Genomic DNA, 261 nt, shown 5'->3' on the forward strand with positions numbered 1-261 from the left:
GGTGACCCGTACGGGATTCGAACCCGTGTTACCGCCGTGAAAGGGCGGTGTCTTAACCACTTGACCAACGGGCCAAATATTATAAATCCTTATGGCGGAGAGCAAGGGATTCGAACCCTTGATACGCTTGTGACGTATACACGATTTCCAATCGTGCTCCTTCGGCCAACTCGGACAGCTCTCCAATGGCTCCGCAGGTAGGAATCGAACCTACGACCGATCGGTTAACAGCCGATAGCTCTACCGCTGAGCTACTGCGGA

The 261-nt window shown here is 53.6% G+C and carries 3 tRNA genes; all 3 read right to left on the reverse strand.

The window, feature by feature from the left end:
* Window positions 1–2: 2 nt before the first annotated feature.
* The 3 genes from JDS98_RS29725 to JDS98_RS29735 all read right to left on the reverse strand — a co-directional run bounded on the left by JDS98_RS29725 (window position 3) and on the right by JDS98_RS29735 (window position 261).
* Window positions 3–74, reverse strand: a tRNA-Glu gene (locus tag JDS98_RS29725).
* 18 nt (window positions 75–92) lie between these two features.
* Window positions 93–184: transfer RNA gene (locus tag JDS98_RS29730), tRNA-Ser, on the reverse strand.
* Between the two features lie 2 nt (window positions 185–186).
* A tRNA-Asn gene (locus tag JDS98_RS29735) sits at window positions 187–261 on the reverse strand.

Origin of the sequence: Bacillus cereus group sp. N11 (assembly GCF_016483605.1) — a bacterium.
Taxonomy (GTDB): domain Bacteria; phylum Bacillota; class Bacilli; order Bacillales; family Bacillaceae_G; genus Bacillus_A; species Bacillus_A toyonensis.